The 25647-nt window shown below is 70.1% G+C and carries 26 protein-coding genes; 12 read left to right on the top strand and 14 right to left on the bottom strand.

The window, feature by feature from the left end; genetic code table 11:
* The first annotated feature begins 162 nt into the window (after positions 1–162).
* The 4 genes from WHX56_RS29020 to WHX56_RS29005 all read left to right on the top strand — a co-directional run bounded on the left by WHX56_RS29020 (position 163) and on the right by WHX56_RS29005 (position 4555).
* On the top strand, positions 163–405 hold the full coding sequence (locus WHX56_RS29020) for a hypothetical protein (RefSeq protein WP_129243093.1): 243 nt from the start codon (positions 163–165) through the stop codon (positions 403–405).
* A 78-nt stretch (positions 406–483) separates the two neighbouring features.
* Positions 484–1002 (top strand): sigma-70 family RNA polymerase sigma factor, encoded by a 519-nt coding sequence (locus WHX56_RS29015; protein WP_338879674.1) that lies wholly within the window; start codon positions 484–486, stop codon positions 1000–1002.
* 19 nt (positions 1003–1021) lie between these two features.
* Positions 1022–1993 (top strand): FecR family protein, encoded by a 972-nt coding sequence (locus tag WHX56_RS29010; protein WP_338879673.1) that lies wholly within the window; start codon positions 1022–1024, stop codon positions 1991–1993.
* 96 nt (positions 1994–2089) lie between these two features.
* Positions 2090–4555 carry a TonB-dependent receptor gene (locus WHX56_RS29005; RefSeq protein ID WP_338879672.1) on the top strand — a complete coding sequence of 822 codons (2466 nt, stop codon included), beginning with the start codon at positions 2090–2092 and terminating at the stop codon, positions 4553–4555.
* A gap of 12 nt (positions 4556–4567) precedes the next feature.
* Here WHX56_RS29005 and WHX56_RS29000 read toward each other — a convergent pair whose 3' ends face one another.
* From WHX56_RS29000 to acnA, 3 genes are read right to left on the bottom strand one after another with little or no spacing between them, the layout of a single operon-like run.
* A complete protein-coding gene (locus WHX56_RS29000) occupies positions 4568–5623 on the bottom strand; it encodes a lactonase family protein (protein WP_338879671.1) in 1056 nt (351 codons plus the stop codon).
* Positions 5624–5658: 35 nt separating this feature from the next.
* The gene (locus tag WHX56_RS28995) at positions 5659–6552 is read right to left on the bottom strand and encodes a GntR family transcriptional regulator (protein WP_338879670.1); all 894 of its coding nucleotides are present in this window, start codon (positions 6550–6552) and stop codon (positions 5659–5661) included.
* Complete coding sequence (acnA, locus tag WHX56_RS28990) at positions 6549–9182, bottom strand: aconitate hydratase AcnA (protein ID WP_338879669.1); 2634 nt, start codon at positions 9180–9182, stop codon at positions 6549–6551. Before acnA ends, WHX56_RS28995 begins: the two co-directional genes overlap by 4 nt.
* An 87-nt stretch (positions 9183–9269) precedes the next feature.
* Here acnA and WHX56_RS28985 point away from each other — a divergent pair, with 87 nt between their 5' ends.
* On the top strand, positions 9270–10253 hold the full coding sequence (locus WHX56_RS28985) for a tripartite tricarboxylate transporter substrate binding protein (protein WP_338879668.1): 984 nt from the start codon (positions 9270–9272) through the stop codon (positions 10251–10253).
* 77 nt (positions 10254–10330) lie between these two features.
* On the top strand, positions 10331–11029 hold the full coding sequence (locus WHX56_RS28980) for an HAD family phosphatase (protein WP_338879667.1): 699 nt from the start codon (positions 10331–10333) through the stop codon (positions 11027–11029).
* 832 nt (positions 11030–11861) lie between these two features.
* On the opposite strand, the gene WHX56_RS28975 is transcribed toward WHX56_RS28980, so the two are convergent.
* Positions 11862–12644 carry an SDR family oxidoreductase gene (locus tag WHX56_RS28975; RefSeq protein WP_129243114.1) on the bottom strand — a complete coding sequence of 261 codons (783 nt, stop codon included), beginning with the start codon at positions 12642–12644 and terminating at the stop codon, positions 11862–11864.
* A gap of 152 nt (positions 12645–12796) precedes the next feature.
* Between WHX56_RS28975 and WHX56_RS28970 the strand changes: the two genes are divergently transcribed.
* Positions 12797–13315 (top strand): MgtC/SapB family protein, encoded by a 519-nt coding sequence (locus WHX56_RS28970; protein WP_129243116.1) that lies wholly within the window; start codon positions 12797–12799, stop codon positions 13313–13315.
* Between the two features lie 16 nt (positions 13316–13331).
* Here WHX56_RS28970 and WHX56_RS28965 read toward each other — a convergent pair whose 3' ends face one another.
* The 5 genes from WHX56_RS28965 to WHX56_RS28945 all read right to left on the bottom strand — a co-directional run bounded on the left by WHX56_RS28965 (position 13332) and on the right by WHX56_RS28945 (position 17879).
* Complete coding sequence (locus WHX56_RS28965; protein WP_129243119.1) at positions 13332–14078, bottom strand: SDR family oxidoreductase; 747 nt, start codon at positions 14076–14078, stop codon at positions 13332–13334.
* Between the two features lie 48 nt (positions 14079–14126).
* The gene (locus tag WHX56_RS28960; protein ID WP_129243121.1) at positions 14127–14513 is read right to left on the bottom strand and encodes a VOC family protein; all 387 of its coding nucleotides are present in this window, start codon (positions 14511–14513) and stop codon (positions 14127–14129) included.
* A 62-nt stretch (positions 14514–14575) separates the two neighbouring features.
* The gene (locus WHX56_RS28955; RefSeq protein ID WP_129243123.1) at positions 14576–15571 is read right to left on the bottom strand and encodes a formylglycine-generating enzyme family protein; all 996 of its coding nucleotides are present in this window, start codon (positions 15569–15571) and stop codon (positions 14576–14578) included.
* 93 nt (positions 15572–15664) lie between these two features.
* A complete protein-coding gene (alkB, locus tag WHX56_RS28950) occupies positions 15665–16324 on the bottom strand; it encodes a DNA oxidative demethylase AlkB (protein WP_338879666.1) in 660 nt (219 codons plus the stop codon).
* Positions 16325–16334: 10 nt separating this feature from the next.
* Complete coding sequence (locus WHX56_RS28945; RefSeq protein ID WP_338879665.1) at positions 16335–17879, bottom strand: phospholipase D family protein; 1545 nt, start codon at positions 17877–17879, stop codon at positions 16335–16337.
* An 80-nt stretch (positions 17880–17959) separates the two neighbouring features.
* Between WHX56_RS28945 and WHX56_RS28940 the strand changes: the two genes are divergently transcribed.
* Positions 17960–18532: a helix-turn-helix domain-containing protein gene (locus WHX56_RS28940; protein WP_129243129.1), complete on the top strand. Its 573-nt coding sequence runs from the start codon at positions 17960–17962 to the stop codon at positions 18530–18532.
* A 7-nt stretch (positions 18533–18539) separates the two neighbouring features.
* Entirely contained in the window at positions 18540–19091 is a 552-nt protein-coding gene (locus WHX56_RS28935) for a GNAT family N-acetyltransferase (RefSeq protein ID WP_129243132.1), read from the top strand.
* On the opposite strand, the gene WHX56_RS28930 is transcribed toward WHX56_RS28935, so the two are convergent.
* Positions 19075–19407, bottom strand: coding sequence for a hypothetical protein (locus WHX56_RS28930; protein ID WP_129243134.1), 333 nt, complete (start codon positions 19405–19407; stop codon positions 19075–19077). The genes WHX56_RS28935 and WHX56_RS28930 overlap by 17 nt on opposite strands.
* A 229-nt stretch (positions 19408–19636) precedes the next feature.
* Between WHX56_RS28930 and WHX56_RS28925 the strand changes: the two genes are divergently transcribed.
* Entirely contained in the window at positions 19637–20422 is a 786-nt protein-coding gene (locus WHX56_RS28925) for an SDR family NAD(P)-dependent oxidoreductase (protein WP_338879664.1), read from the top strand.
* A 9-nt stretch (positions 20423–20431) separates the two neighbouring features.
* Here WHX56_RS28925 and WHX56_RS28920 read toward each other — a convergent pair whose 3' ends face one another.
* Complete coding sequence (locus WHX56_RS28920; RefSeq protein WP_338879663.1) at positions 20432–21202, bottom strand: sulfite exporter TauE/SafE family protein; 771 nt, start codon at positions 21200–21202, stop codon at positions 20432–20434.
* The gene (locus WHX56_RS28915; protein WP_338879662.1) at positions 21199–21537 is read right to left on the bottom strand and encodes a sel1 repeat family protein; all 339 of its coding nucleotides are present in this window, start codon (positions 21535–21537) and stop codon (positions 21199–21201) included. The genes WHX56_RS28920 and WHX56_RS28915 overlap by 4 nt, the downstream gene beginning before the upstream one ends.
* A gap of 204 nt (positions 21538–21741) precedes the next feature.
* Here WHX56_RS28915 and WHX56_RS28910 point away from each other — a divergent pair, with 204 nt between their 5' ends.
* On the top strand, positions 21742–22713 hold the full coding sequence (locus WHX56_RS28910; RefSeq protein WP_338879661.1) for a LysR substrate-binding domain-containing protein: 972 nt from the start codon (positions 21742–21744) through the stop codon (positions 22711–22713).
* Here the strand turns inward: WHX56_RS28910 and WHX56_RS28905 are convergent.
* Positions 22634–24037: an MATE family efflux transporter gene (locus WHX56_RS28905; RefSeq protein WP_287753973.1), complete on the bottom strand. Its 1404-nt coding sequence runs from the start codon at positions 24035–24037 to the stop codon at positions 22634–22636. The genes WHX56_RS28910 and WHX56_RS28905 overlap by 80 nt on opposite strands.
* A 167-nt stretch (positions 24038–24204) precedes the next feature.
* On the opposite strand from WHX56_RS28905, the gene WHX56_RS28900 reads away from it, so the two are divergent.
* Complete coding sequence (locus tag WHX56_RS28900; RefSeq protein WP_287753974.1) at positions 24205–24687, top strand: MarR family winged helix-turn-helix transcriptional regulator; 483 nt, start codon at positions 24205–24207, stop codon at positions 24685–24687.
* Here WHX56_RS28900 and WHX56_RS28895 read toward each other — a convergent pair.
* Complete coding sequence (locus WHX56_RS28895; RefSeq protein WP_338879660.1) at positions 24684–25574, bottom strand: DMT family transporter; 891 nt, start codon at positions 25572–25574, stop codon at positions 24684–24686. The genes WHX56_RS28900 and WHX56_RS28895 overlap by 4 nt on opposite strands.
* Positions 25575–25647: the final 73 nt, after the last annotated feature.

Genomic DNA, 25647 nt, shown 5'->3' with positions numbered 1-25647 from the left:
CGCCGCGGGAGCCTCCCGCGGCCTAGGGATATCCCTCTGTCAAGAATTGCAAACCGGGCGCATCTTGACCGTACAGGCAAACGCGGCCGGCGATACGATCGCCGGAAGATCCCCGCGGGATCCGCGCGCTTGCGCATAAGCTTCAGCAAGAAGGAGACGTGGATGTCTCAGATGGAATGGACGCCCGGCGATACCCTGCCGGACCGTCACGGCTATTACGAAACGCGGTTCGACACGGGGTGCACCGCGATCACGCTCTACAGCGTGCTGGGTTGGATGCCGGTGAAGGCGACCGGAAACATGGTGAGCTGGCGGGCTCTGTCGCCAGCCGCGGAAAGGCAGGAGGCCGAGCGGCACCTGGAGGAACTGAGGGCCGCCCAGTGCCATATCCCGATGGATTACTGAGCGCGGCCGTTAAAGGGCCGTGAGGGGATAGGATAGAATATAAATAGTTCCTATTTACGTTCTATCCAGGGTAGCGCCTTGCCTACGCCCGATTCCTTGAGCGCCGACACCGTCACGAAGATCTACCGGGATCATCACGGCTGGCTGTCGGGCTGGCTGCGCAAGAAGCTGGGCAATTCCTTCGACGCCGCGGACCTGGCGCACGACACCTTCGTGCGCCTGATGGCCGGGCGCAGGCAGGGGGCCGGCGCCGAGCCGCGCGCGCTGCTGACCCACATCGCGAAAGGGCTGGTCGTGGACCACTGGCGCCGCCGCGCGCTGGAGGACGCCTATCTGGCCGTCGTCGCGCAGCTTCCGGCGCCGGAGGTGCCGTCGCCCGAGGCGCGGGCGCTCATCCTGGAAACCCTGCTCGCCATCGACGCCACGCTGCGCGCCCTGCCGGCCAGCACGCGCGAAATCTTCCTGATGTCGCAGTTCGACGGGATGGGCTACGACGCCATCGCGCAGCGGCTGAACGTGTCGCTGTCCACCGTCAAGCGCCGCATGCAGGCGGCGTTGACCGCCTGCCTGATCGCCTACCAGGCCGACGCGCCATGAGCCCGCAGCAGGTGGTCCGATGAGCGCCGCCGTCGATCCCGCCATCCTGAAGGAAGCGGCGGGCTGGGTGGTGCGCTGGCAGTCCGAGACCCTGTCGGCGTCCGATCGCGCCGCGTTCGAGCGCTGGCGCGGGCGCAGCGCCGAGCATGCCGCCGCCTGGGCGCGGGCCGAGGAAATGCTGCGCGGATTCGGGCAGGTGCCGCTGCGGATCGGAGGCGACACCTTGCGCCGGCTCGACCGCCCGGGCCGCCGGCAGGCCATGCGCGCGCTGGGCGGCCTGCTGGTCCTGGCGCCCGCCGTGTGGTGGGGCGCGCGCGAACTGCCCTGGCGGGCGTGGAGCGCGGATGCGCGCACGGCGACCGGCGAGCGCCGCCGCATGGAACTGGCCGACGGCACGCAACTGGTGCTGAACACCGCCAGCGCGGTGGACATCGACTACACCCCCCGGCAGCGCCTGCTGTGGCTGCGGGCGGGCGAAATCCTGCTGACCACCGGCCACGATCCTTCGCCGGTTCCGCGCCCCTTCATCGTCCAGACCGGACAGGGCGCGATACGCGCGCTGGGCACGCGTTTCATGGTGCGCGACGAAGGCGGCTCGGTGCGCGTTGCGGTCTTCGACGGCGCGGTCGAGATCCGGCCCGCGTCGGCGGGAGCGGCCGCCATGTTGCTGCCGGCGGGGCGGCAGACGGTCTTCAACGCGCGCGAAGCCGGCCTCCAGGTTCCGGCCGACGAGTCCGCGGTGTCGTGGGAGCAGGGCATGCTTGCCGTCCGGAATTGGCGGCTGGCCGACCTGGTGGACGAACTGGGCCGTTATCGGCGGGGCGTGTTGCGCTGCGACCCGGGGGTGGCCGGGCTGCGGGTGTCGGGGGCCTTCCCGCTGAACGACATCGACGCCAGCCTGCGGCTCCTGGAAAAGACCCTGCCGGTGAGGGTGAGCCGGATCACGCCGTACTGGACGACGCTCGCGCCCCGCGCCGGCGTTACAAATTAATCGCAGACCGGCTGACACTTTTTTCCGCTTCGTTCGGTGTACCGGGTGAATCGCCGCGACCCGCGCGCTACCCAGTCCCTTACGAAGGATCGTTTCATGGTTTCCAGAATTCCCCGTTTGCCGCGCACGCCTCGCGGCAAAGCCGTTCTGCCGCCCGTGGGCGCGATGGTCCGGGCCGCTGGCCTGGGCCTGGCGCTGCTGGCCGCGGCGGGAGCCCCTTCACCGGCCGCGGCGGCGGACACCGTCAGCAGCGCGGCGCGCAAGTCCTACGCCATCGCCGCGGGCCCCCTGGGCGACGTGCTCGCCCAGTTCGCCGCGGCGTCGGGCGTGCCCCTGTCGTTCGATCCGGCGATGCTGTCGGGCCGGCGCAGCGACGGGCTGAACGGCGCCTACACCGCGCAGGAGGGATTTTCCCGCTTGCTGGCCGGATCGGGCTATGCCTTGTCGGAGCAGGGCGATGGCGCCTATGCCTTGCGCAAGCTGCCGCCCGGCCCGGGAGAGCCGCTGACCGTGCTGCCCACGGTTACCGTCGCCGGCGCGGGCGTGGCAGGCGATGCGTTGCCGGCGGAGTACGCCGGCGGCCAGGTGGCCCGCGGCGGCCGCCTGGGGCTGCTGGGCAACCGCGACGTGATGGACGCGCCGTTCAACGTCACGAACTACACGTCCGAACTGCTGGCGAACCGCCAGGCGGTGACGCTGGCCGACGCGCTGAACGTCGAACCCTCGGTGCGCTTCACCGGCCAGATCGGCGGCGTGACCGATTCGTTCTACATCCGCGGCTTTCCCATCGGCGAAGGCAACCTCGGCGAGATCGCCTTCGACGGTGTCTACGGCGTGGCGCCCAACTATCACGTTTTCACCGATTACATCGAGCGGGTGGAGGTGCTGAAGGGGCCGGCCGCGCTTCTTTACGGCATGTCGCCCAACAGCGGCGTGGGCGGCGTGATCAACATGGTGCCCAAGCGGGCGCTGCCCGAGGACCTGACCCGCGTGTCGGCCGATTACATGGCCGATTCGCAGTTCGGCGCCCGGGCCGACCTGAGCCGCCGCTTCGGCGCCGCCGGCGAATGGGGGGTGCGCGTCAACGGCATGCACCGCCAGGGCGATACGCCGCTGGACAATCTGCATTCGCGCACCGACATCGGCGCCTTGTCGCTGGATTACCAGGGCGAACGCCTGCGCGCGTCGCTGGACCTGCTGACGCAGAACGAGAAGATCGACGCGCCCACGCGGCCTTTCCTGGTGGCCGCCGGCATCGACGCGCCGCATGCGGCCGACGGCCGGCGCAACGCCACGCAGCCGTGGGGCTGGTGGAAGTCCGACGGACAATCGGCGCTGCTGAGGGTGGAGTACGACATCGGCGACCGCCTGACGGTGTTCGCCGATGCGGGCGGTTCGGACACCAGCATCGCGCGGCTGTCGGACCAGACGCCCACGATCGTGAACGAAGCCGGCGATACGCTCGTCACGCCGAACAACTTCCGGTTCCAGGTGGACCGCAGCACCTACAACGCCGGCTTGCGGGCCAAGCTGGACACGGGGCCGGTGCGCCATGCCATCAGCTTCATGGGCAGCCTGTACAGCGACCGCAATTCGCAGGCGAGCGTGATGGGCACGCCCCTCGCGTCCAACATCTACCACCCCGTCACGCGTCCGGAGCAGTACATCCCCGCGCCGGCCAACGTGCCCAAGGTGTCGTCGTCCGACCTTTCCGGCCTGGCCCTGGCCGATACGCTCAGCATCCTGGACGAGCGCGCCCAACTGACCCTGGGGGTGCGCCAGCAGCGCATCGAGTCCCGCAATTTCAACGCGGCGACCGGCGAGCGGACCGTCAGCTATGACGAGCGCGCGACCACGCCGCTGGCGGGCCTCGTCGTCAAGCCCTGGAACCATGTGTCGTTCTACGCCAACTACGTTGAAGGCCTGAGCAAGGGCGACGTGGCGCCCGCCACCGCGTCCAACGCGGGCCAGGTGTTCAAGCCCTACAAGGCGAAGCAGAAGGAGGTGGGCGTCAAGCTGGACCTGGACAGCGCCATGCTGACGCTGAGCGCCTTCGAAATCACCAAGCCCAGCGGCCAGTTGACCGATGGCGTGTACGGCGCCGACAGCGAGCAGCGCAATCGCGGGCTGGAGTTCAACGTCGCCGGCGAACCCCTGCGTGGGCTGCGCCTGCTGGGCGGGGTGACGTTCCTGGACGCGGAGCTGACGCGCACGGCCAGCCGCGCCAGGGTGGGCAACCGGCCCGTGGGCGTGCCCAAGGTGTCGGTCAATCTGGGCGCGGAGTGGGATACGCCGTGGGTGGCCGGCCTGACCCTGACGGGCAGCATGGTCCACACCGGACGCGAATACATCAACCAGGCCAACACGCAGTCCGTGCCGTCGTGGACCACCTTCGACCTGGGGGCGCGCTACGCCGCCAAGGTCTACGGCAAGGACGTCACGCTGCGGGCCAACGTGGTCAATGTGTTCAACCGGGCGTACTGGTCCGGCGTGGCTTCGTACGGCACGATCTCGCAGGGCGTGCCGCGCACCGTGATGCTGTCGGCTTCCATGGATTTCTGAAGCCGCCGCGCATCACGCCTGGCGCGGCGCGAACACCATGCACACCGGGCTGCCGACGCGCAGGACGCAGCCGTCTTCCGCCAGGGTGCCGTCGCCCGGATCGATCTGGAACCGCGCCAGGGTGTCGCTGTCCTCGTTGAGCGCGAACAGGAAGCGGCCGTCGGGAGACAGGGTGAAAAAGCGCGGCGTCCTGCCGCGGGTCGATGCGTGCTGGCGCGGCGTCAGCCTGCCGCTGGCGGGGTCTACCCCGAACACGGCGATGCTGTCGTCGCCGCGGTTGGAGACGTACAGGTGGCGGCCGTGCGCGTCCATCGCGATGCCGGCGGCGCGGCTGTTGCCGGTGCAGGTGTCGGGCAGCGTGGGCAGCACCTGGAACGGCCGCAGCGCGCCGGCTTCCAGCGCATAGGCGGCCACGGTGTTGTCCAGTTCATTGACCACGTAGAGCCACGCGCCGGACGGGTGGAAGACGGCGTGGCGCGGGCCGGCGCCTTCGCGCGCGGCGGCCGCGCAAACCGGTTCCGCGCCGAGGCCGCGCTCGTCCAGCGCGAAGAGGAACACGCGGTCCAGGCCCTTGTCCGGCACCGCCACGTAGCGGCCGGACGGGTCGACGAGGTTGTAGTGCGGCTTGGCGAAAGGCTGCTCCTTGCGGTGCGGCCCGGGCTCGCCTTCAAGGCGAACCGTTTGCGATACGGGGTGCAGCGACCCGTCGCCCGCCACGGGCAGCACGGCCAGCGTGCCGGCCAGGTGGTTCGACACCATCAGGTAGCGGCCCGAGGGACCCAGGGCCAGATGCACGGGATTGCGTCCTTCGCAGGACTGCGTGCGCCACGGCGCCAGGGATCCGTCGCGCGTGTCGCGGCGCAGCACGCTGACCTCGTGGCTGTCGCCATGCACGGTGTACAGCACCGGCAGGGCGGGATGCGGCAGCAGGTAGGAAGGATTGAGCAGGCCGCCCATCACCTGCGTCAGGGTCAGCGTCCCGCTGCCGGGGTCGTAGTCGAAAACGCTGATGCCCTCGCCGCGGGCGTTGCGTTCGCGCGTGGTGCGGGAGCCGATATAGACGTGCATGGCGCGAGCCTCGTCGGGTAGGAATGGAGCCGGCCCTAGGCCAGGATGCCGCGGATGCGGGCCAGGTTGTCCAGGGTGCTGCGCAGATGGGCGGCCAATGCCTCGGCGGCCTCTTCGTTGCGTTCGCGCTCCAGCAGGTCCAGGATCGCCAGGTGCTGGTCGCAGTGCTGCTTGTAGCGGCTGCGGTCCTGCATGGATCGGTACGAAAGCAGGCGGCGCACGCGGTTGACGCGCTTGATCGTGTCGATGAAGAAGGGGTTGCCCGACGCTTCCACCAGCGATTCGTGGAAGCGCACGCCGCGTTCGTGCAGTTGATCCGCCGTGTCGGTGGCGATGCCGCCGTCCAACAGGTGCTTTTCCGCGGCGCGGCAGCGCGCCAGGACGGCCTTGTCGATATGGAACGTGGGTTCCAGGAGCGCCGCCGGCTCCAGCGCCAGCCGCAGCCGGTAGGACTGAAGCAGGCTGTCCGGCGTCGTCATCATGGAAGAGAATTCCCAGCCGTAGCCGGGCCGGCGATGCGCCCAGCCTTCCTGCGAGATGCGCGCCAGCAGGGCCTGGGTCTGCGCGTTGGTCAGCGCGTAGCGCGCGCGCAACTGGGCTTCGCTGCACTGCATGGGCAGTTCGCCGCGCAGCAGTTCGTCGGCCAGCCTGAAATAGCTTTGCGTCACGATGTCGTCGACGGAGGGCTGCGCGAGCCCGGCGCCGTCCTGCGCCAGCGCATCGAAATCCTGCCGCAGGAAGTAGCCGCGGTTGGGCCTGCGCGTCACGATGCCGTGCCGTTCGAGAATGCCCAGCGCGTCGTTGACCGGCGAGCGCGACAGGCGCAGCCGGTCCGCGAGCTTCTGCGCGGTCAGGTGCGCGCCTTCGGGCAGGCGCTCTTCCTTGATCAGCTCCAGGATTTTGTTGACGGTATTGGTTTGCGCGCTCATGGATGGGATTGGGCCGATTCGATCGTGTCCGACAGGATAGCGGGAATGACGCCGCCCATCCGCAACAGGCGGATTTCCAGCCGGGTTTCGACGGCCGCGGCGGCCAGCAGCGTTTCGGTCCCGCCGCCGGCGCGCAGGATGCGCACCGGCACCGCGCCGCGCGGCATCAGCGCGGCGGGATCGGCGTCGATGTCGATCCGGTCGCCCGACCGTATCCGCAGGCTGGCGGGCGTAACGCCCTCGGGCAGGCGCAGGGGCAGGATGCCCATGCCGATCAGGTTGGACCGGTGGATGCGTTCGAAGCTGACCGCCAGCACCGCGCGTATGCCCAGCAGGCGCTGGCCCTTGGCGGCCCAGTCGCGCGACGACCCGGTGCCGTAGCGCTCGCCCGCCACCAGCACGACCGGCTGCCCTGCCTGCGCGTAGCGGGCCGCGGCTGCCCAGATGGGCTCGATCCCGCCGCTGGGCGCGTGCCGCGTATGGCCCACGGGGGCCTCGGGACAGAGCAGGTTGACGAGGCTCTTGCTGTAGAACGCGGCCCGCATCATGACTTGCCAGTTGCCGCGCCGCGACGCGAAGACGTTCAGGTCGTCGCGCTTGTCGCCGCGCTCGACCAGGAAGTCGGCGATCGGGCTGTCCGGCGGGATGGCGCTGGCGGGCGACAGGTGGTCGGTCGTGACGTCGTCGCCCAGCACCAGCAGGGGGTGGGCCGTGTAGCGGCCCAATTGGCCGGCCTCTTCGGTGGAGGCGAAGGGCGGGCGGCGCAGCGCCGTGGATGCCGGATCCCAGGGAAAGCGGGCGGTATCCGGCGATTGCAGCGCCTGCCAGGCGGGATTGGCGCTGGCGATCCTGAACGCGCCGCGGTAGTCGCCGGGCCGCTGGCCGGCGGCCAGCGCGGCGTCGATCTCGGCCTCGTCGGGCCAGAGATCGCGCAGATGAATGGCGCGGCCGTCCGGCGAGATCTGCACCGGCTCCCGGCCGAGGTCGCGCTCGGCGTCGCCCGCCAGCGCGAATGCGATGACCAGCGGCGGCGACATGAGAAAGCCCAGGTCCAGGTCGGGATGGATGCGGCCGGTGAAATTGCGGTTGCCGGACAGCACGGCGACCGGATGGACCGCGCCGGCCGCCATGGCGTCGCGCACCGCGGCGGGCAGGGGGCCGGAGTTGCCGATGCAGGTGGTGCAGCCGTAGCCCACGATATCGAAGCCCACGGCGGCCAGGTCCTCCAGCAGGCCGGCGCGCGCCAGATACGCGGCGGCGGCGGGCGAACCGGGCCCCAGGGACGTCTTCACCCAGGCGGGCACGCGCAGGCCGGCCTGGCGCGCCTTGCGCGCCAGCAGGCCCGCCGCCGTCAGCAGGCGCGGGTCCGAGGTGTTGGTGCAACTGGTGATGGCGGCGATCGCGATGGCATGGCGGGGCAGGCCGTCCGCCCGCGCCCGGGGCGTGAAGCCCAGGCTTTGCAGGATGGCCTTCGTCTCGGTGTAGGGATGCAGGTCCTGCGGCCGCTTCGGGCCGGCCACGTGCATTTGCACGCGGTCCAGCGCGATGTCGACCACGCGGGTATAGCGCGGCGCGGCGTCCGGGTCCAGCGCGATGCCGGCCCGTTCGGCGTATGCGCCCACCAGCGCGATGTGCGCTTCGGGCCTGCCCGTCTGGCGCAGATAGGCTAGCGTTTCGCCGTCGATGGGGAAGTAGCCGGTCGTGGCGCCATACTCGGGCGCCATGTTGGCCACCACGCACCGGGTGCCTGCCGACAGCGTGGCGGCGCCGGGCCCGAAGAACTCCACGAATTCCCCGGACACGCCGATGGCGCGCAGGCGCTGGGTCACGGTCAGGGCGAGGTCGGTCGCGGTCACGCCCGGCGCCAGCGCGCCGGTCAGGCGCACGCCGATCACGTCGGGGATGCGCAGCAGGGTGGGCATGCCGAACATGACGGTCTGCGCCTCCAGCCCGCCCACGCCCCAGCCCAGCACGCCGATGCCGTTGATCATGGGCGTGTGGCTGTCGGTGCCGATCATCATGTCCGGATGCAGCGAGACGCCGTCGGCGCCGTCCTTCCGGCAGACCACGGCGGCCAGTTGCTCCAGGTTGATGGTGTGCATGATGCCGGTGCCCGGCGGATGGATGCGCACATTGGACAGGGCCTTGGACGCCCAGCGCAGGAACCGGTAGCGCTCGGCGTTGCGGCGCAGTTCCAGGTCCAGGTTCAACGCGGCCGCGTCGGCGCGCGCGTAGGCTTCCACCGCCAGCGAATGGTCCACCGATACGTCCACGGGCAGCACCGGGTTCAGCAGGCCGGGGTCGACGCCGGCCTCGGCCAGGGCGTCGCGCATCGCCGCGATATCGACTAGCGCGGGGGTGCTGGTGGTGTCGTGCATCAGCACGCGTCCGGGCTGGAAGGCGATCTCGGCTTCGCTCGTGCCCTGTTCCAGCCAGCCGAACAGCGCGGCCGCGGCGGCGTCGCGCTCGGTATCGGCCATGTTGCGCAGCGCGTTTTCCAGCAGTAGCCGCAACACCACGGGCAGGCGGAAGTAGGCCTCGCTATAGGCGCCGGCCAGGTCCAGATAGGTGTAGCGGACGCCGTCCAGCGTGAAGCTGGCGCGGCGCGGCGTGGCATTGGTGTTTTCCATAGCTGCCATTTTTGCATATTGAATCTATAAAATGCAATTAAGGAAAAACCCGGCCGGGCAGAGAACCGGCCGCACAGGAGACAGACCATGCATGCAATCCGTACCCTGGCCGCTGGCGCGGCCCTGGCGTTGGCCGCGGCGGTCCCGCTGCACGCCGCCGACCCGGCCGCGGGCCGGCCCGTGACCCTGATCGTGCCGTTTGCCGCGGGCGGCGGGGTGGACGGGATGGGCAGGCTGCTGGCCGAGCGGCTGCGCGGCGAAATGCCGCAAGGGGTTGTGGTCGAAAACAAGCCTGGCGCCAGCGGCATGCTGGGCGCGCAGACGGTGGTGCGTTCCGCTCCGGACGGCGCCACCCTGCTGCTGGGCTCGGCGGGCGAGACCGCGATCAATCCGCTGGTGTTCAAGAGCAAGATGCAATACCAGCCGGACAAGGACCTGGCGCCGATCGCGCTGATCGCGCGCGTGCCCAACGTGCTGGTCGCCAATCCCAGGCTGCCGGTGTCCAGCGTGGAGCAGTTGGTTGCCTACGGCCGGGCCAATCCCGACAGGCTGACCTACGCGACCAGCGGCGTGGGCAATCCGCAGCACCTGAATGGCGAGCTGCTGCAATCGCTGGCCGGGATCAAGATGGTGCACGTCCCGTACAAGGGGGCGTCGGCGCAGTTGGTGGACGTGGCCGCCGGCAGCGTGGACCTGACGTTCGTCAGCCTGGCGGGCGCGCTGCCTTTCATCAAGAGCGGCAAGGTCAAGCCGTTGGCCGTCACGTCCGCGAAGCGGGCCTCGTTCGCGCCGGATATTCCCGCCGTGGCGGAGTACGCGCCGCTCGCGGACTACGCGCTGGAGAACTGGTTCGGCGTGTTCGTGCCGGCGGCGACGCCGGCGGACGTGCAGCAGAAGCTGGCCGCCGCGATCGGCCGCGCGCTGAAGGACGAGAAGCTGGTGGCCAGCCTGCGCGAACTGGGCGGGGAAGTGCAGCCCATGAGCCAGGACGAATTCCGCGATTTCATCAAGGCGCAGACGGCGGTGTTCGCCAAGGTCGTGGCGGACGGGCACATCACGGCGGAAAACTGAGGCGCGTCCGCGCCGGGGGAGGCCGGGCCGCTTGAAGTATGCTTACCCGCTTCATGGATTTCCCCCGGCTTGCCGCAATGACTGATTTTCCCTTTGACGCCGTGCTGTTCGACTGCGATGGCGTCCTGGTCGATTCCGAACCCATCACCAGCCGCGTGCTGACGCAGATGCTCAACGAACTGGGTTGGGACATCGTGCATGAAGAAACCATGCGCATCTTCACCGGGAAGGCCGTCAGGGACGAACTGCCGCTGATCGAGGCCCGCACCGGCGCCACGCTCGGCCAGGAATGGTTCGCCCAGTTCCGCCAGCGGCGCAACGACGCGCTGGACCGCGACCTGCTGGAAATACCCGGCGCGCCGGATGCCGTGCGCGCCTTGCACCAGGCGCTGGACGGACGGATCGCCGTCGCCTCGGGTGCCGACCGCCGCAAGGTGGAACTGCAACTGGCCAAGGTGGGCATCGCCGATTGCTTCGGCGGGCGCGTGTTCAGCGGCCACGAAATGCCGCGCAGCAAGCCCTGGCCGGACGTGTACCTGGCCGCCGCCGAGGCGCTGGGCGTGGATCCCCGGCGCTGCGCCATCGTGGAGGACACGGTGACCGGCGCGACCGCCGGCGTGGCCGCGGGCGCCACGGTATTCGGATACAGCCCGGACGCGAGCGGCCACAGCGGCGCCGAGGCCTTGCGCGGCGTGGGCGTGGCCCGCGTGTTCACCGACATGGCGCAACTGCCGGCGCTGCTGGCCGGCTGGGAGCTGCGGGCGGCGGGTGCTTGACAGAGACAGTGTCTGACACCCGCCGATGCACGAATGCCGTGTCAGACACCCGCGCGATACCCGTGCAGGATGCAGGGCGTCTCCTGGGGTGTCAGACACTGACCTTCAGACAGCGGGCAGCGCGTCACGTGTCTGACACCCAACGCGATGCCCGTACACGATGAAGCCGATCTTCCCGGGTGTCTGACACCCGCCGACGCACGAACGCCGTGTCAGACACCCGTGTGATACCCGTGCAGGATGCAGGGCATCTCCTGGGGTGTCAGACACTGACTTCCAGGCAGCGGGCAGCGCGTCATGTGTCTGACACCCAATGCGATGCCCGTACAGGATGAAGCCGATCTTCCCGGGTGTCTGACACCCGCCGATGCGCGAATGCCGTGTCAGACACCCATGCGATACCCATGCAGGATGCAGGGCGTCTCCCGGGGTGTCAGACACTGACCTCCAGACAGCGGACAGCGCGTCATGTGTCTGACACCCAATGCGATGCCCGTACAGGATGAAGCCGATCTTCCCGGGTGTCTGACACCCGCCGATGTGCGAATGCGGTGTCAGACACCCGTGTGATACCCGTGCAGGATGCAGGGCGTCTCCTGGGGTGTCAGACACTGACCCTCAGACAGCGGACAGCGCGTCACGTGTCTGACACCCAATGCGATGCCCGTACAGGATGAAGCCGATCTTCCCGGGTGTCTGACACCCGCCGATGCGCGAATGCCGTGTCAGACACCCATGCGATACCCGTGCAGGATGCAGGGCATCTCCTGGGGTGTCAGACACTGACCTCCAAGGTGTCGAACACCGACCTCGACCAGGGCGGATGAACCGTTCACCGCCCATGACTCGCATACTGCTCGCCGCCGTCCAGGTCGATCACCGTTCCGCTGAGGTAGCCGGCGCGCGGCGAGGCGCCGAAGACGATCATGTCGGCCACTTCGTCGGGTTCCATCAGCCGGCCGAAGGGCAGGTCGGATAGCGTTTCCTGCCAGCGGCTTTCTTCGCCCCAGCGGGCCTGCGCGCGCTGCCGCGCGAGGGTCAGCACGCGGTCGGTGCGGGTGCGCGACGGGTTCACGCCGAAGACGCGCACGCCATGGCGCGGCGCCTCGCCGCCCAGCGCGCGGGTGAAGGCGATGAGCGAGGCGTTGGCCGCCGCGCCGCAGATGTAGTCGGCGCGCGGCGCGGATCCCGCCATGCCGATGATGTTGGCGATGACGCCCGCGCCGGCCTCGCGCATGCGCGGGTAGTAGTGGCGCGCCAGGGCGATGTAGCCATGCACCTTCAGTTCCCAGCCGGCGCGCCAGCGCTCGTCCTGCACCTGGTCCAGGGCGCCGCCGGGCACCGCGCCGGCGTTGTTCACCAGGATGTCGACGTCGCCCGCCTCTTTGCTCAGGCGTTCCGCCGCGCCGGGCTGCGCCAGGTCCAGCGTGTGCACGCGGGCCTGCCGGCCGGTCTGCGCGCCGATGGCTTGCGAGGCGGCATGCAGGGCGTCGTCGTCGCGCGCCACCAGGATGGGCTCGGCGCCTTCGCGGGCGAACGCGATGGCGCAGGCCAGGCCGATGCCCTTGGATGCGCCCGTGATGAGCACGCGTTTACCGCCTAGCTGCAAATCCATGAAACCCTCCGGTCGGTTCTCGCCCGCGACAGCGCGGGACACCAGGAGGTTGTAAACCAGTTGTGCCCATATGTGCCAGTGCATGCGAGGCGTGGCGGCCCGCGCGCGCCGCCTGCTATGCTGCTTTCACCATTTCCTCCGAGGAGGCGGCGATGTCGGAAATCTGGCTGGAAATCTGGTCCACCCTGCGCAGCGAATTCGCCGACATCCCCGATGCGGGCGAGGCGACGCGCATCGTGCTGCGCCTGGGCATGGCCGTGATCCTGGGCGGCCTGCTGGGCTACGAGCGCGAGCGCAGCGGCAAGGCGGCCGGCCTGCGCACCCACATGCTGGTCGCGCTGGGGGCGGCCATCTTCGTGCTGGTGCCGCTGCAGGGCGGCATGCAGGTCGGCGACCTGAGCCGGGTGCTGCAAGGCGTGATCGCCGGCATCGGCTTCCTGGGCGCGGGCGCCATCATCAAGCTGGGCAATGAACGTGAAATCCACGGGCTGACGACGTCGGCCAGCATCTGGATGACGGCTGCCATCGGCGTGGCCGCCGGCATGGGGCGCGAAGCCACCGCCGTGGTCAGCACGCTGATGGCCCTGTTCGTGCTGGCGGTGCTGCGCCGCGTCGAGGCGCGCATCGCTTCCCGCCAGGAAAACCGGGTCATCTCCGCGGGTCCCAAGTAGCCCGCGGGCGGCGGCGTCAGGTGCCGCCGGACACGTCGATGAACGAACCGCTGGTGTAGCCGGCCTCGTCCGAGAACAGCCACATCACGGCGCCCGCCACTTCTTCCACGGTGCCGCCGCGGCGCAGCGGTATCGCGCTTTTCAGGCGGTCCACGCGGCCCGGCTCGCCGCCGCTGGCATGCATCTCGGTGTAGATGGTGCCCGGGCGCACGCCATTGACGCGTATGCCTTCCGGGGCCACTTCCTTGGACAGGCCGATGGTCATCGTGTCCATCGCGCCCTTGGACGCGGCGTAGTCCACGTATTCGTTGGGCGAGCCCAGGCGGGCGGCGGCGGAGGACACGTTGACGATGGCGCCGCCCTGGCCGCCGTGGCGCGTCGACATTCTGCGCACGGCCTCGCGCGCGCACAGAAACGCGCCCACGACGTTGGTGGACAGCACCCGCAGCAGGCGCTCGGCGCTCATGCTGTCCACGCGCATCTGCGTCTCCAGGATGCCCGCGTTGTTCACCAGCGCGTCGATGCGGCCCAGTTCCTCGTCCACGGCGCGGAACATGCGCACCACCTGCGCCTCCTGCGAGACGTCGGCCTGCAAGGCGACGGCGCGCCCGCCGGCGCCGCGTATCTCTTCCACGACCGCCTGGGCGGCGTCGGCGCGCGCGTGGTAGTTGACGGCCACGGCATAGCCGCGCCGGGCGGCCAGCCTGGCGACGGCGGCTCCGATGCCGCGGCTGCCGCCGGTGACGAGCATGACTCTGGACATGGGGTTCTCCTGGTCGGAATGGCGGGCCGGCCGGGGCCGGCTTTCAGGCTATGGCTTCGCCTGTACCAGCACGAATTCGTTGCCGTACAGGTCGATGAAATGGGCATACACGGCGGCGGCTTCGTGCACCGGTTCCTTGGTGAAGCGCACGCCCCGGGCGGCGAAGCGGGCATGGTCGCGCGCGACGTCGTCGGTATAGAAGACGCCTACCGGCTGGCCGCCGGTCTGGTCGCCGACGCGGTCGCGCTGCGCCTGGGTCAGGGCCTGCAGCAGCCATACGCCCACCGAAGGCTGTTCCGGCAGCCGCAGGTGCACATAGCGTTGCGGGCCCACGGGCAGGTCCGCATAGACCTCCATTTCCAGCTTGTCGCGGTAGAAGGCGATGGCGGTTTCGTAGTCGTTCACGAGCAGGACGAGACGGCCCAGTGAATGCATGTCAGGATTCTCTCTGAGGTTGAGCGTGCGGCTATGCTAACCCGTACGGGGGGCCGGCTCCGTCATTCGGCCTCCCGCAGCAGGCGCAGGCCCACCAGCGGATAGCGCGTTTCCTGCGTATTCCAGTTGCGGAACGAGGCCCGCGTGTACAGCGCCCACGTATGCCAGGAGCCTCCCCGCCTGACGCGCACATTGCCGCTGGCCGGGCCCTGCGGGTCGTCCGCGGGCGAATGCGCGTAGTAGTCCTCGCCGTACCAGTCCGCGACCCATTCCCAGGCATTGCCGTGCATGTCGTACAGGCCGAAGGCGTTGGGCGCATAGCTGGCGACGGGGGCGGTGAAGGCATGGCCGTCCCCGCGGGCCGACGCAAAGGCCGCCCATTTGGGCCAGAACGGCCCGGCTTGCGCGTCGAAACCGTTGCCGACGTCGGGCATGGCCTCGGGATCGTCGCCGTTCTGGTAGCGGGTGCGCGTGCCGGCGCGGCAGGCGTATTCCCATTCGGCTTCGGTGGGCAGGCGGTAGACCTTGCCTTCCCGCAGGGTCAGCCAGCGCGCCAGCGCCGTGGCGTCGTTCCAGCTTATGTTCACGACCGGATGGTCGTCGCCCTGCGCGAAGCCCGGGTTGCGCCAGGAGTAGCGGCGGTCGCGGCCTTCGAAGGCGTCGCCGCTTTCGGACTTGTCGGGATCGTACGAGGGGTTGTAGCCGTAGCCGCCGGTCCCGTCGGCCTCGGATTCGGGAACGTAGCCGGATGCCTCGATGAAGCGGCGGAACTGCCCCACGGTGACTTCCGTCCGTTCGAGATAGAACGGGCGCGTGATGCGCACGGTATGCGCCGGCGCCTCGTCGGACAACTGGGCGTACCGCGCCGGCGGATACTGGGGATAGGCGCGCGCCAGCGACTCGGGCGTTTCGTCGCTGCCCATCAGGAAGGTGCCGGCGGGTATGCGCACGAAGGCCATGCCCAGCGAGTTTTCGATCAGGGCCGGGGGCGGCTCGGCGGACCGGGCGGACGCCGCGATCAGGGTGCACAGCAAGGCCAGGGCGGATCGTGTACGCATGGGGTTCCGGAACGCGGGGCGGGAAGGTGCGCAATGGTAGAGCCGCCGCGGCCGGCCGGCCAGAGGTGGAGAACCCTCATGCGGGGCGGGCCGTCAGCCCGCCTTGCGGATGGTGAAATTGATGCGCAGGCTGCCGAGCCGGGGATGCGGCAGGTCCTTCATGGGCATGACGCCGTGGTAGCGCAGCCGGTCCGCGCCGCCCCAGACGACCACGTCGCCATGGAACAGCGGCGTGCGCGAGGCCTTGTCCGCGCGCGCGTCGCCGCCGAACAGGAAGACGGCGGGCATGCCCAGCGACACCGACACGATGGGCGCGCCGTAGTCGCGTTCGTTCCTGTCCTGGTGCAGCGACAGCCGCGAGCCCGGTTCGTACCGGTTTACCAGGCAGGCGTCCGGCGCGAAGCCGGGGAAACCGGCATCGGCCGCCGCGGCCCGCGCCAACTGGACGAAGGCTTCGGGCATGGCGGGCCAGGGCTGGCCCGACAGCGGGTCCTGGCGGGTGTAGCGGTAGCCGCGGGCATCGCTGGTCCAGCCCAGGGTTCCGCAGTTGGTCAGCGCCACCGACATGGTGTAGCCGCCCGGCGTCTCCATGTGGCGGAAGGGCGCCCGCGCCGTGACCGCGTCGACGCCCGCGAGCAGGGCGTCGACCATCGGCAGGGCGTAGCCGCGCAGCACGACGGACTGCGGGCCCAGCGCCACGCACCCGCCTTGCGCGGGGGCGCCGTCGCCGAAAAGCTCCAGGTTCGAAGCCATGTCCGGACGCCTACAGCAGCGGTTCCAGCGGCAGCAGCGACACGAACCACAGCGACATGCGCTGCCACACGGTGGTGCCTGGTTCGGTGTCGTGGCGGATGGTGTCGCCGCCGCGCTGTTCCAGCCAGTAGAGTTCGCCCTTGTCGTCCAGGCAGACGCGATAGGCGGCCAGGGGGATTTCGCGTTCGAAGGCCTCGGCGATGCGGCCCGCCAGCGTGGGACTGTCGATGACGAACCCCAGTTCGGTGTTCAGCTTGGCCGAGCGGGGATCGAAATTGAACGACCCCACGAAGATCCTGCGGCCGTCGACGGCGAAGGTCTTGGCGTGCAGGCTGGAACCGGAACTCCCGAAAGGCCCCATGCTCTTGTTGTGCTCGACGTCGGCGGACATGCGCTTCATCTCGAACAGCTCCACGCCGCTGGCCAGCAGATCCTTGCGGCGCTTGGCATAGCCGGAATGCACCACCGCCACGTCCGTCGCTTCCAGCGCGTTGGTCAGCACCTTGACCTTGATGCCGCGCCGCGCCATCTGCGCGAAGGCCTGGGTGCCGGTGGCCGTGGGCACGAAATAGGGCGACACCAGCTCCAGGTCCGTCGTGGGCGTGCCGACGATCTCGTGCAGTTGATGCGGCAGCATCGCTTCGGGCGGCGCGGTGCCCAGGGTCTTGCGCGGATCGTCGCTGACCATGCGCGTGTCGGCCCATTCCAGCGCCAGCTCGCCATGCAGCAGTTGCTTGATGAACGGCAGCTTGCGCATGGCCTCGGCATAGGCGGCGGCTTCCGGCGAGCGTTCGACCTGCGTGGCGGCCTGCTCCAGTTCGTCCAGCCCGCCGGGCTCGGGCTGCTTGAGCAGGCGGTCCACCGGGTAGGCCGATTCGCTGGCCCAGTACCGGTCGAAATCCATGGATACGTCATTGACCGCGGCGCCGATGGCCAGCACGTCGAGGTCGGTGAAGAGCACCCCGCTGGCCGCCCCGAAATATTCGTCGCCGACATTGCGCCCGCCGATGATGGTGGCCTGGTTGTCCGCCGTGAAGGACTTGTTGTGCATGCGGCGGTTCAGGCGGCTGAAGTCCGTCAGGTAGCCCAGCGTCTTGGGCCAGCGCAGCACGAAGGGGTTGTACAGCCGCACCTCGATGTTCGGGTGCGCGTCCAGCGCGGACAGTTCGTCGTCCAGCCCGGCCGTGCCGTTGTCGTCGAGCAGCAGCCGCACCCGCACGCCGCGGTCGGCCGCCTCGTGCAGGGCCTCCAGCAGCATGGTGCCGGTCATGTCGTTGTGCCAGATGTAGTACTGCACGTCCAGGCTGCGCTCGGCCGCCCGCGCCAGCAGCATGCGCGCGGCGAAAGCGTCGTACGCGTCGGGCAGGGGATGGATGCCGGACTTGCCGGGATGCGCGGCCGCCATGGGCGCGATGGCCTGGCCCAGCGGTGTGTGTTGCGCTGCCTCGGGAGTCAGCGCGCGGGACTCGCTGCGCTTGTCCAGGGAGGGCAGGCTGCAGCCGCTCAGAAAGCTCAGGCAGAGGGAGGTCATGATGAGGGGGGTGGCCAGGTGCATGACCCATATTGTGCCGAAATCGCCCTGAGGGCTGTAGCCGGGGCTTGACGGCGTTCCGTATTTGAGAGAAATTCTCTTATATGGAAAACACGATACCTTCCGACGCCGGCCTGGACCGGCGCATCGCCGGCCGGCTCAAGGCGCTGCGCCAGGAACGCGGCTGGCCGCTGGACGAACTCGCCCGCCGCGCCGGGGTCAGCCGCGCCACGCTGTCGCGGCTGGAGAACGCCGAGGTCAGCGCCACGGCCAGCGTGCTGGGCAAGCTGTGCGCGGCCTACGGCCTGACCATGTCGCGCCTGATGCTGATGGTCGAGGACGAATTCGCGCCGCTGGTGCCGCAGCAGGCCCAGGCCGTGTGGGTGGACGACAGCGCGGGTTTCCGCCGCCGCTCGGTTTCACCGCCCGCGCAGCAACTGGCGGGCGAGGTGCTGGCCTGCGAACTGGCGGCCGGCGCGCGCATCGCCTATGAACGCTCGCCGCGGGCGGGCCTGGAACACCATCTGCTGATGCTGGAAGGCGAGCTGTCCATTACCGTCGACGGCCAGGCCTACCGCCTGGCCCCCGGCGATTGCCTGCGCTATCAGTTGTTCGGCGCCAGCGAATTTTCCACCCCGCCGCACACCGGCGCCCGATACCTGCTCTTCATCGTCTGAGTCCACCATGTCCCAAACCCCTTATGAAGTGACGCTCCTGTCGGCGGATGACGCCGACGCCCTGCTGGCGGAACTGGCCGGCCTGCTGCACGCCTGCGTGCAAGGCGGCGCCAGCGTCAGCTTCGTCCTGCCGTACACGCCAGAGGACGCGCAGGCTTACTGGCGCGCGAAGGTGCTGCCGGGCGTGGCCGGCGGCGCGCTGGCTTTGTGGGTGGCCCGGCAGGACGGGCGGGTGGCGGGATCGGTGCAACTGGATTGCGATACGCCGCCCAACCAGCCGCACCGCGCCGAGGTGCGCAAGCTGCTGGTGCATCCGGATTTCCGCCGCCGCGGCATCGCGCGCGCCTTGCTGGCCGAGGCCGAGGCCATGGCGGGCCGGCGGGGCCGCAGCCTGATCACGCTGGACACGCGCACGGGCGACAGCGCGGAACCGCTGTATGCGTCGATGGGCTACCGGACCGTCGGCACGATTCCCGGGTTCAGCCGCGACCCGCGCGACGCGGGCAAGCTGGACGCGACGACGATCATGTACAAACAGTTGGTCAGGCCAGGGGCTTGATGCCCACGCTGTACGGAGGGGCGTTGCCGCGCGCGGGGGCCTTGATCTTCAGCATCGAGCCGCCGGGCGTGAACTCGAATTCCTGGTAGGGCACTTCGAACCACTGGTGGAAGCTGGTGCGCGAGAACTCCGGCACCCAGACTTTGGCGCGCTTGGGGTCGCAGTGGAATTCCACCAGCGTGCGGTCGATGCCCAGGGGCCGGGTATTGCCGATGCGGTAGCTGACTTTCAGCTCGGCGCGTTCGGTCGAGCCGGGGCTCCAGGTCAGGCCGATGGATTCCATGAATTGTTCGATCGCCTGAATGCCGCGATACATGGCTAACTCCGAAAAAAAAACCGCGTCGCGGCTGAATACAGGCGGATTATCCTTCATTCCCGGCCCGGCCGCTCCCGCGGCGCCTCGGGCTGACGGCGCCGGACCGCATCGAAGCAGGAATAGGCAGATTTCACGCAAGAACGAGCCTGTACGCGCGGGTTCGCGATTCTTACCATCCCTACACGTGTCCGGCATGCGGCCGGCATGGCAAGCAAGGGAAGGGAATCGCATGAATACCGAGAAAATCTGGTTGGTGACGGGCGCGTCGGCGGGGCTGGGCCTGAACCTGGTAAAGATGCTGCTGGAGCAGGGCCACAAGGTGGCCGCGACGTCCCGCGACGGCGACGCGCTGCTGGACGCCGTGGGCGCCAAGCTGGAAGGAAGCTTCCTGCCGCTGACGGTGGACCTGGCGGACGAGCGCCAAGTGCGGCGGGCCGTGGACGCCGCGGCCGCCGCGTTCGGCGGGCTGGACGTGGTGGTCAACAACGCGGGCTATGGCTTGCAGGGCGAGCTGCACAGCCTGTCGGACGCGGACCTGCGCGGCAATTTCGACGTCAACGTATTCGGGGTATTGAACGTGATCCGCGCGGTGCTGCCGCGCCTGCGCGCGCAGCGCGGCGGGCACGTCTTCAACATCTCGTCGATCCTGGGCTTCGACGGCGGCTGCGCGGACTGGGGCGCCTACAGCGCCACCAAGTTCGCCGTCAGCGGCTTGACCGAGGCCCTGGCGGCCGAGGCCGCGCCCCATGGCATCCGCGTGTCGCTCGTGTATCCCGGCGCGATGCGTTCGGCGGACCATGCGCGGGGGCGCGATGCGGGCGGCGATCCCGCGAAGATGGCGCAGGCGCTGATCAATGCGGCGCAGGCGCAGTACGCTCCGCTGCATCTGTTCCTGGGCCGCGACGCCTTCGACCAGGCGCGCGCCAAGATCCAGTCGGTGCAGCAGGAACTGGCGCGCTGGCGCGAGATGTCCGTGTCCATCGGGTTCGTGGACGAAAGGCGGCTGGCCGCGTGACGGGGGTTCCTAGGGGGCCAGGCCCCGCGCGACCTGATACGCGCCCAGGAGCGCCAGGCTGACCATGAAGCACAGCTTGAATGTCCGGGCCGAAAGCCTGGCGCGCAGCCATTGGCCCAGGGCCATGCCGGCCAGCGCGGGCAGGAGCATCAGGACGGACGCCCCCGCCGCCTCGGGCGTGTAGCCGCCATTGAGCCACAGCCCCGCGGCCAGCGCCACGGTGGATACCGTGAACGAGATCCCCATGGCCTGTATCAGGCCGTCCTTGCCCAGGCCCAGGGCCTGCAGGTAGGGCACGGCGGGGATCACGAACACGCCGGTGGCCGCCGTGATCAGGCCCGTGACGGCGCCGACCGCGGCGCCCAGCCAGCCTTCGTGCCGGGCCGGCGCCCTGGGCGGCGATCCGAACAGGCCCCAGGCGGCATAGGCCACCAGCGCCAGCCCCAGGCAGACCCCCGCCCATTGGCCGGAGGGCGCGCCCAGCCACAGCGCGCCGCCGATGGTGCCGGCGCAGATGCCCGCCTGCATGCCGGCGATGCGGCGCAGGACCGCCGGCAGCGCGGGCCACGGACGGGCCTGCCACAGGTTGGTGACGAGCGATGGCACGATCAGCAGGGCGGCGGCCTGGGCCGGCGCCATGACCAGCGCCAGCATGGCCATGGAGATGGTGGGCAGGCCCAGGCCCACCACGCCCTTCACCACCCCGGCCAGGACGAACACCGACACGATGGCGGCGAACAGCGCGGGCGTGCCGCCGGGCAGCGGTTCGAACGGATTCATGGCGCCTCGCAGGGGGCGGTCAACGCATCGCCGCGGGGGCGGCCGAACAGGGCATAGGCCATGTCCGCCGTTCCCGTGGGTTCCTGGCGCGCGGCCCGCAGCAGCCACTGCCGCCCTTCGCACAGGTCGGCGGACAGGGCGGGGCCGTAGAGCGCGGGGCCGCCGAGCAGCGCCACGCCCAGCATGCGCTGCGCCGGCGCATGGCCGCCGCCGGCGGCGGCGCGCAGCCATTGCGCCATGGCGGCATAGTTGCCCAGGGTCTGGGCTTCCAGCGCCAGCGCATACTGCTGCGCGGGCGAGATCGGCGGGCCCAGGCCGCTGCCGGCTTCGGCCATGCCTGAGGCGTGCAGAGACCAGGCAATCAGGGCCAGCCCGGGCCATCGCGCCGCGGCGCGACATGTCTTCAGGGTTTCCATGGTTTTTTCCCGCGGTAGGGTTGGATCGGACTTCATTGTCGTCCCCAACGACCGAAACGCGCATCGGGATCTCGCGTAGCAAGCCTATGGCACTGCCTGAGGCTGGCGTGCTACGCTTTTTCCATGCGATTCGACCTCACCGACCTGCGCCTCTTCCTCAACGTGCAGGAAACGGGCTCCATCACGGCCGGCGCCCGGCGCTCCCACATGACGCTGGCTTCGGCCAGCGAGCGCGTCCGCGGCATGGAGGACGCACTGGGCGTGCCGTTGCTGCTGCGCGGTCCGCGGGGCGTCGAGCCCACGCCGGCGGGCCGCACGCTGGCGCACCACGCGCGCGTGGTGCTGGCTCAGATGGACCGCATGCGGGGCGAACTGGACCATTACGGGCAGGGGCTGAAGGGGCACGTGCGGGTGCTGTGCAACACCACGGCGCTGAGCGAATACCTGCCGCCCGTCCTGGGCGCGTTCCTCAAGGACCATCCCCGCGTGTCCGTCGACCTGGAGGAACGCCTGAGCCACGAGATCGCCGATGCGCTGCGCGCCGGCGCCTGCGATATCGGCGTGCTGGCGGATTCCGCCGACCTGCACGGCTTGCGCACGCTCACGTTCCGGCACGATCCCCTGGCGCTCATCGTGCCGGCGGGCCATCCGCTGGACGGGCGCGAGTCGGTCATGCTGGCGGACGTGGCGGACCAGGAGTTCGTGGGGCTGGTCGAGGGCAGCGCCTTGCAGGAGCACATCGCGCACCACGCGCGGCGCGGCGGCAGGGTCCTGTCCTACCGCGTGCGGCTGCGCAGCTTCGACGCCGTGTGCCGCATGGTCGGGCAGGGCGTGGGCATCGGCATCGTTCCCCGCGTGGCGGCGGCGCGCTATGGCCGCGCGGCCGGCGTGCGGCGCGTGGCCCTGGCCGACGACTGGGCCGCGCGCGACCTGGTGTTGTGCGTGCGCGAGACACTCCCGGCCTATGCGGCCGAGCTGGTGGAATACGCCTTGCGCGGCGCGCCTAGGGACGCGCCTAGGGACGCGCAAACAGCCCGCGTTTCCGGAGATGCCCCTGGCCGAACCAGGAGCCCGAGGCGACGGCGCCCAGGATGACCATGCCGTAGACGAACATCGCGCTGGCCGCGACCGCGTAGAACACGGTCAGCGATCCGGTCAGGTGCAGCGCGGCGCCGCCCGCGCCGATGCCGAGCAGCAGGCGCAGAAAGCCGGCGACCAGCGGCCACTTCAGGCGGCCGGCGCCTTGCGAGGCGAAGTACATCGAGAAACCCAGGGCGAAGAAGCCATAGACGGGGCCGACGGTGCGCAGGTAGCCGGCCCCGGCCTGCAGCATGTGGTCCTGCGCGCCGAACAGCCGCAGCCAGGCCTCGGGGTAGAAGGCGGCCGCAAGGCCGATGCACTCGGCCAGGGCGAAGGCCATCGCGCCGCCGGTCAGCGCGATGCGCAGCGCGCGTTCGGGCTGGCCCGCGCCGATGTTGGAACCCACCATGGCGACCATGGGCGCGCCCAGCCCGAAGGCGATGGGCATCAGCAGGTATTCCAGCCGCACGGCGATGCCGTAGCCCGCCACCGCTTCCGTGCCCGCGTAGGCGCCGACCAGCGCGGCCGTCAGGGCCACCAGGGCGTTGGTCAGCAGCGGATTGATCGTGGCGAGCGCGCCCACGCTGAGGATATTGCGCATCAGCCCCAGGTACAGCCGGCTGGGGACCAGGCGGGCGGCATTGCGGCCGCTGGCGCAGTACGCGCCCAGGATCAGCGCGCCCAGCCCGTAGTAGATCACCAGCGCCCAGCCGCCGCCCGCCACGCCCAGCGCGGGAAACGGGCCCCATCCGAAGATCAGGCAGGGCGACAGCGGGACCAGCAGCAGGGCGCCGCCGCAGATCACGGCGCCGGGCACCAGCATATTGCCGGTGCCGCGGATGGCGCTGGCGAACGCGTTCATCAGCCACATCAGCACGATGCCGCCGAACACGACGTCGGAGTAGGCCAGGGCCGCCTCCAGTGCGGCGCCTTCGGCACCGAGGGCGCGGTACAGGAGCGGGCCGAAGGCCAGCAGGAGCGCGCAGAACACCAGCCCCAGCAGCGCGTTCAGCGCGACGGCGTGGAGCACGAGCTGGTCCGCTTCGCGCTGCCTGCCCCCGCCCAGCGCCCGGGCCACCGCCGCCGAAATGCCGCCGCCCATCGCGCCCTGCGACATGTTCTGCATCAGCATCAGCACGGGCACCACCAGGGCGATGCCGGCCAGCACGGGCGTGCCCAGCCGCGCCAGGAACCAGGTTTCGATCAGGCCGGTGGAGGACTGCGCCAGCATCATCAGGATATTGGGCCACGCCAGGCGCGCGAGCGTGGGGGCGATCGGCGCGTGGAGCATGGCCTGCAGGCGTGCGTTGGCGGGGCGGGGTGTCGGCGGGACGGACATGGAGGCAGGCCGATGGTGGCGTATGCGGTATTTACGTGCATATGCCAATAAATGTCAAGAATCGGCCGGGCCCCGTCTGCGCGGAAATGCGCAAGGCCTGGACGCGGACGCTCCCCGGCGGTAGCGTTGAGCCCGTGCCGTTCCCCGTTCCTCTTCCCGCCCCCGCCATGTCCGACCACCCGTCTCCCGCGCCCGTCCCGTTCAATGCCCCCGATCCGCTGGTCTGCAACGGCGCGGCGCTGCGCAAGGCGACCCGGCGCGTGTCGCAGCTCTATGACGCGGTGCTGGCGCCCTGCGGCCTGAAGGTGTCGCAGTATTCGATCCTGGTGCACATCGCGCGCGCGGGCTCGCCGTCGATGACGGACCTGGCGCGGGCCATGGTGCTGGACCGGTCCGCGCTGGCCCACAATCTCAAGCCGCTGGAGCGCGACGGCTACGTGCAGACCTCGCGCGATCCCCTGGACGGCCGCAGCCGCCGCGTGGAGCTGACCGAAGCGGGGCGCGCCAAGCTGACCGAATCCAGGCGCCTGTGGAAAGAGGCGCAGCGCCGTTTCGAGGCGGCCTACGGCGCCGAGCGCGCGGCCGCGCTGCGGCGTTCGCTGGCCGATATTTTTTCCGAGGAATTCGCGTTGGCGTTCAGCCGCGGCTAGTGCCCCGCCCCGGCCCGGGCCATTCCGAGGATCGCGACCCCGGCCAGCACGCAGGCCATGCCCGCAAGCTGCCCGCCGGCCAGGGGTTCGCCCAGCAGGCCGGCGGCAAGCGCCACCGCGGACACCGGCGCCAGGGCCGTGAAGAGCGCGGCTTCCGCGCCCTTCACGCGGGCGGCGCCCGCATACCAGAGCAGGAACCCGCCCACCGTGGGCACCAGCGCGTAGTAGCCCACGGCCGCCAGGGCGGCGGCCGGCAGGGGCAGGGTCCAGGGCGCTTCGGCCACGCAGGCGAGCGCCGAGAACGCCAGGCCGAAGGCCGCCATGACGGTCGACAGCGCCAGCGGCGCCACCGGCACGCGCAGCCGTTTGTTGAGCAGGATGAACAGGCCTTCGCACAGCACCGCGCCCAGGACCAGCGCGTTGCCCGCGAGCGAAGATCCGCCGTCCGCGCCGGCGGCGGAATGGCGCGTCATGAGCCAGACGCCGAAGCCGGCCGCGGCGATGGCGGCCAGGGTGGACTTGCCCGGGCGTTCGCCCAGCAGCGCGATGGCGATCGCGGCCGCCACCAGGGGCAGGGTGCCCAGGATGATGCCGCCATCGACCGCCGAGGCGCGTTGCAGGCCGGCGATCAGCAGCGCGGTGTAGCCCACGCTGCCGGCAATCGCCTGCGCCGCCAGCAGCAGCCAGTCGCGCCGGCCCAGCCGCGGCAGCCGCGCGCCGGTCAGCGCCATCAGCGCGCCGAAGCAGGGCAGGGCGACGGCGAAGCGCAGGGCCGTCGCGGTGAAGGGCGGCAGGCCCGTTCCGATGATCTTGCTGGCGACCACGGTGCTGCCCACCAGCACCATGGCGGCGGCCAGGCAGCAATAGCCCTGTATCCGGCTGTTCATGGTTTTGTCCGCGCCTTTCCGGGGAAAAGACGCAGCGTAGGCGGCGGGCCGCGGCCCGGTCTTGAACGAAATT

Source organism: Achromobacter veterisilvae, from assembly GCF_037619525.1.
In the GTDB taxonomy this organism is placed as follows: domain Bacteria; phylum Pseudomonadota; class Gammaproteobacteria; order Burkholderiales; family Burkholderiaceae_B; genus Achromobacter; species Achromobacter veterisilvae.
Note: the sequence above shows the minus strand (reverse complement) of the source record. Positions and strands in the feature narration are given on the sequence as shown.